This window comes from Synechococcus sp. R55.7 (assembly GCF_047461955.1).
Lineage (GTDB): Bacteria > Cyanobacteriota > Cyanobacteriia > Thermostichales > Thermostichaceae > Thermostichus.
This window is the reverse complement of the sequence record NZ_JANSIC010000094.1, coordinates 5,215-9,999: the sequence shown is the minus strand read 5'-3', so window position 1 is coordinate 9,999 and position 4,785 is coordinate 5,215. Positions and strand designations below refer to the sequence as shown.

5 protein-coding genes are annotated in these 4,785 nt (G+C 57.5%); 1 reads left to right on the top strand and 4 read right to left on the bottom strand.

Features of this window, described 5'->3' with window-relative positions; all coding sequences use genetic code 11:
• Window positions 1-172 precede the first annotated feature (172 nt).
• The 4 genes from NW820_RS06685 to NW820_RS06670 all read right to left on the bottom strand — a co-directional run bounded on the left by NW820_RS06685 (window position 173) and on the right by NW820_RS06670 (window position 3,558).
• Window positions 173-1,003, bottom strand: coding sequence for a HEAT repeat domain-containing protein (locus NW820_RS06685; protein WP_414407037.1), 831 nt, complete (start codon window positions 1,001-1,003; stop codon window positions 173-175).
• A gap of 33 nt (window positions 1,004-1,036) precedes the next feature.
• Window positions 1,037-1,894 (bottom strand): phycobilisome rod-core linker polypeptide, encoded by an 858-nt coding sequence (locus NW820_RS06680; RefSeq protein ID WP_011434279.1) that lies wholly within the window; start codon window positions 1,892-1,894, stop codon window positions 1,037-1,039.
• 469 nt (window positions 1,895-2,363) lie between these two features.
• Window positions 2,364-2,846 (bottom strand): phycocyanin subunit alpha, encoded by a 483-nt coding sequence (locus tag NW820_RS06675; protein WP_011434281.1) that lies wholly within the window; start codon window positions 2,844-2,846, stop codon window positions 2,364-2,366.
• A 193-nt stretch (window positions 2,847-3,039) separates the two neighbouring features.
• On the bottom strand, window positions 3,040-3,558 hold the full coding sequence (locus NW820_RS06670; RefSeq protein ID WP_011434282.1) for a phycocyanin subunit beta: 519 nt from the start codon (window positions 3,556-3,558) through the stop codon (window positions 3,040-3,042).
• A 692-nt stretch (window positions 3,559-4,250) separates the two neighbouring features.
• On the opposite strand from NW820_RS06670, the gene NW820_RS06665 reads away from it, so the two are divergent.
• Window positions 4,251-4,785 (top strand): chromophore lyase CpcT/CpeT (locus tag NW820_RS06665; protein ID WP_414407036.1); only part of this gene is annotated, 535 nt, incomplete at its 3' end.

Here is a 4,785-nt window from a genome sequence, read left to right as displayed (position 1 = left end):
CTGAGGCAGTGCTACAGCCACGGAGCCCAACCCTGGTGCCGAGCGGACAGATTCTGACGGCTTTGAATCGCTGCAGAGGGATGCACAAACTCATGGGCAATGCCTTGATAGGTCAGTTGCAAAGGACTCCGTCCCGCTAATGTGAACAGCAAGGGCCCAGAAGCACCACCGCTCACAGCAGCTCGTCGATCAGCCGGAGCACCTGCTGCAGCTCAGCACCGGGGATCCTTTGATGTTGTTCCAGGTTGATCTCCACCAACTGTTTGAGGGCAAGAAGCTTCAGGTTGACCTCCACCGCCGCCACCGCAATGGCTTGTGCTGCCGGCAAATAGCCACTGGCCCCCAAATCCAAAAGGGCAGCCCGCCGCAGATGGATGTTGTGGTGATTCAACACCGACAGCAGGCGCTGAGCAAAAGTCGGATCCCCAGTGAGACGATAGCAGGCCCGTGCCGCCGCACATTGCAAACGGATGGAAGTGTGCTCTAGGTAAGGACGAATTGGCTCCAGGGCAGCAGCCACCTGCAGTTGTCCAAGAGCCTCGATAATGGCCTCTAGGGCGGCTTGGGCTTCTGTTTGCAGTCCTCGCTCCACACGGCGCAGCCCTTCCAGCAAAGCGGATCCCAGCTTTTCCACTTCGTCGGGATCCCTATGGAGGTTGTTGGCAAGGGCAATCTCAACCAGCGCCTGGGCAGCCGCTGCCACCACTTGGCCATCAGAGCAAGACAAAGCCGCCTTCAGGGGAGGGATCCCGGCGAGGGATCCCAGTTTACCCAAAGCACGAGCAGCGTTGCGCCGCAGCGGATATCCCCCTTGAGCGGTGCGATCCGTTTCATCGGCCAGGGCCTCGATCAGGGCCGGGATCCCTTCGACGATGCGCATGCGTCCCAGCCACCAAGCGGCATAGTAGCGTTCCCCCGGATCCCCGTGGCGCAGCTTGGCGATTTGTCCAGCCGGGGTGAGATCCACCGATGGATCGGGATCCAGAGGAACAGCAGTGGTCATGGAATCGACAACGGAGAAGACACCGAGAAGGGATCAAGCGCTGCGGACACTGACGATCTTGGCGCCCGATTTGAGCAACCGCTGCATTGTCGCCGACAGTTGATCGGCAGAGACGAAAATCTGCTGGTTGGATTTGCGCACTCGGCTGGAAGTGGCCAGCGCCGAAGGCGGATTCAGCAGCCGGGTCACTTCCACACAGAACATGCGATCCGACTGGCCCGTTGGCGGCCCCAGGTGTTTGGAAATGGGGCTGGGCGGCAGCAGGCCCCGCACCCCAATGCGGCGAATGGCCGGGGTAAACCCGGTGGCCAAAGGCATCATCAGACGGGGTCTGGGCCCTTGGGAGCGATCGTTGTTGGCGTAGCCCCCGTAGAGAGCGAAGAGATTGGTAAAGTCGCGGGTGGAATGAGCCTTGCGGTATTCAAACCCACGCGGGTAGGGGACGATGTTGTCTCCAAAAGCTTCTAGGTATTCTGGGCTGTCGATGTAGGAATCGATCTCCGCGCTGTGGCCGCCAGATTGGTAGATGTCCAAATGGCGGGCGATGTCTTTGGGGCTGGTGGGAGCGCGTCCCAGCAGATGCTTGAAATTGAGCTCGATGGCCCGGGTTTGCGAGTTGGGGTAGAAAAACCGCTTTTTGTAGGCTTCGGACTTGGCGATCAATCGCACAAACTCCCGCACCGTCAGGCTGCCCTGGCGCAGCAGCGATTCCGCACTGGCTAGCTCCTTCCTATCGGCCCCAAACAAATGGTCGTTGCCCAGCACCTGACGGTAGATGGCCCGCAGCACCGCATTGAGCTGATCCTGGCTGGCGTTGGGGCGCAACTCCAGTGGGGTGGTCTCCGTAATGCCCCGGATCCCCATCCGGCTTGCCGCTGTAATTGCACTCATGCTAATTCCCCCGATTGAACTGAATGGACACAGATTGAGAACAAGCTTGCGTTTAGGGTCATTTCGATTCAAGCTAGGACATTGCACCCACACCTAAAGTGTTGGTTGCGTCGTCGCGTCGGCGTTGCGGAGCAATAATGCAGGGGGCCAAAAGGCTTTTCAAGGACTCCGTCCCGCTGGCGCGATCAATAGCCCAGGCGTCTCACCCTAGCCTGAAACGACTGTAGAAATCGAAAACTAAAATTAGAAATCAAAAATCGGCAGCCCCAAGCTGCAGAAGAGCAACAGTGGCGCCTTCCTATTGGGGAGACTGATCCGCAAACCCACGTGGTCAAACGTATCTCTCCGCAACGTAGCAGGCTCACCACCGTTGCCCTCAACAACCTTCCCTCGCCATCCCCCCTGGTTTATGGGATGAGCCAACTGGCTAGCCGGCGTCGCCCTTTTAGAGGGATCCCAAGCCAAGGGTTTAGCTGAGCGCGTTGATGGCGTAGTCGATGTAGGTGTTGGCTTCGGTGGCCGCTTGCCCGGTCAGGCCGTGGTTGGCTTTGATGTAGCGCAGGGCTTCGATGAACCAACTGGGGGAGAGTTCAAAAGCGGCGTTGATCTCGCGGATCCCGGCCAACTGATACTCGTCCAGAGGACCGGTGCCACCGGCTACCAAGCAGTAGGTGATGTAGCGCAGGTAGTGGCGCACGTCGCGGGCGCACTTGTCTTTGCCGGCTTGGGTGTGGCACTGCCCACCGGGTTGGGTGGTGTAGGGGAACTTGGCGTAAACCGCTTCGGTGGCACCGCGCACCAGCTCGTCGGCACGGCTGCTCAGAACTCGGGCGGCTTCCATGCTGGCGGCAGCCCGCTGAAAACGGCCATTGATGGCCTGCAATTCGCTGTTGCTCAGGTAGCGCCCTTGGCTGTCGGCAGTGGCGATGGCGTCAACAATTGGGGTTTGCATGATTCAAAACGCTCCTTTACTTAACTCAAGCTCAATGCAAAAAACAAAGCAAAAGATTCAAAGTCTCAACTGCAAAATCGCTGCAAAACAGGTTACTTTTCCAGGGATCCCCTGCCAACCCGAGTTGTCTTAGATCCCAGAGAGGTCTTCACAACTGGATCCGGACACAACAGAAACTTCAGTCCACAAGGGATCAAACCACAGCGGCAGCAGCGCGATCGAAGTAGGATTCGATTTCGGCAATCAGAGCGCTGCAGTCACCCCGGGTGATGCCGTTGGGGTCGTTTACCACCGCCACCGCAGCCTTTTTCATCTTTTGGATACCGTTGGCCACTGAGCTGCCGGGGGTGCCCAAGGCTTGATAGGTTTCCCGCAGGCCGTTCAGGCAGCGCTCGTTCAGCACACTGGCATCTCCGGCTGCCACTGCGTAGGTGATGTAGCGGAGAATAATGTCCATGTCCCGCATACAGGCAGCCACATTGCGGCTGGGGTAGGCAGGCCCACCGGGAGCGTTCAAATTGGGCTCCTCGGCAAACAACTGACGGATGGCATCGGTCACGATCTTGGAGGCATTGCTGGTGAGGCGGTTCACAGCATCCAAACGCTTGTTCCCCTCGGCAATTACCTGCTGGAGAGCGGCAAACTCGTTCTCTCCCAAAAAAGCGCCTTTGGAGTCAGCTTGTGCAACCACTTTGCCAAATACATCGTTCATGGTTTTGAATCTCCCTAGCAAAAGTAAAAGAGGTTATGAATCCACATTCCCTGCAGCGGACAAGAGAGCACCTGCCGGCCAGGAATGCAACACCGATTGGATCCCCAGTGCCGAGAGGTGCTGTTTAACTCACAGAACCGCCGACGGGATCGAAGCCGATAGAACCAAGATGAGCAAGCGAAGCTCGCTCCCAGATCCAGGCCTTCATCCAAGGGATCGGACTTGGGCTAAGGAGCCTCAGCCGCTGCTGGCAACCTCAACTGGGCAGACGAGGAGAAGCTGGCTCGCCTTGTTTCCAGTCTTTTTCTACCGCGAAGGCAAGAAGCGATGAAATCAAAAAATGTAAATCGGCTTTACCTCGCGCAAAAGGTCTTAGATCGGTTTCCAACCTGCTTCCCATCTCGGATCCCAGGCTGTTCTCCCTGTCCTTCGCGGGAGTAGTTTTTTACAAAAGAGAATGTTTCTTTGCCTAGCTTTACAACATGAACAAAGATGTCAGCCCCGATCGCGGCTTTGCAGCTTGCAAGGGATCCATTTTCAGTATCGGAGCGAACATTCTCATAAAGGATACATAATTTAACACTTGCTGCAATCCTCGGTCGGGCCTGAGGTTGGGGCAAAATCTGAGAAGGTTCCCCTTGCTCTCCGGAGATTTTCGGTACATACCTTTACAGAATTCTCGATGCCCGCTTATGTCTATTGAGTCGGATCGCACTCCTTCCCCGGAGCTGCTGCAGATGGCGCGCTGGTTGGCAGGAGACTTCAGCAACCAAGAGCAAGCCTGGGAGAATCCACCGTTTTTTGCCCAAATCCGAGTGGCCTACCGCCCCTTGCCGGCCCAAGTTTTGGGCGGGATCGGCTTTTATGTGGAGCAAGCCTACAGTGGCCATTTGGAAGATCCCTATCGGCAGGCGGTGGTGGAATTGACTCAGGCAAGCGCTGGGATCGTGATTCGCAACTACCGCCCTCTGGAGCCGCAGCGGTGGCGGGGCTGTGCTCGGGAAAGGGCAGACCAACTGAGTCAACTGCAGGCTGCCGACCTAGCCTATCTAGAGGGGTGTGATGTGCATGTGAAGAGGCAGGGATCCCTCTTCATCGGCGCGACGGAGCCGGGGTGCCGGTGTTGCGTGGTGCGCAACGGCCAAGCCACCTATTTGCAGACCACCTTGCACCTGAGCGAGAGCGAGTTTTGCAGCCATGACCGAGGGATGGATCCCATCACCCACC

What these genes read in the sequence shown, in the direction of transcription:
- NW820_RS06685 (WP_414407037.1), bottom strand. Translation starts at nt 1,003, where the DNA reads ATGACCACTGCTGTTCCTCTGGATCCCGATCCATCGGTGGATCTCACC.
- NW820_RS06680 (WP_011434279.1), bottom strand. Translation starts at nt 1,894, where the DNA reads ATGAGTGCAATTACAGCGGCAAGCCGGATGGGGATCCGGGGCATTACG.
- NW820_RS06675 (WP_011434281.1), bottom strand. Translation starts at nt 2,846, where the DNA reads ATGCAAACCCCAATTGTTGACGCCATCGCCACTGCCGACAGCCAAGGG.
- NW820_RS06670 (WP_011434282.1), bottom strand. Translation starts at nt 3,558, where the DNA reads ATGAACGATGTATTTGGCAAAGTGGTTGCACAAGCTGACTCCAAAGGC.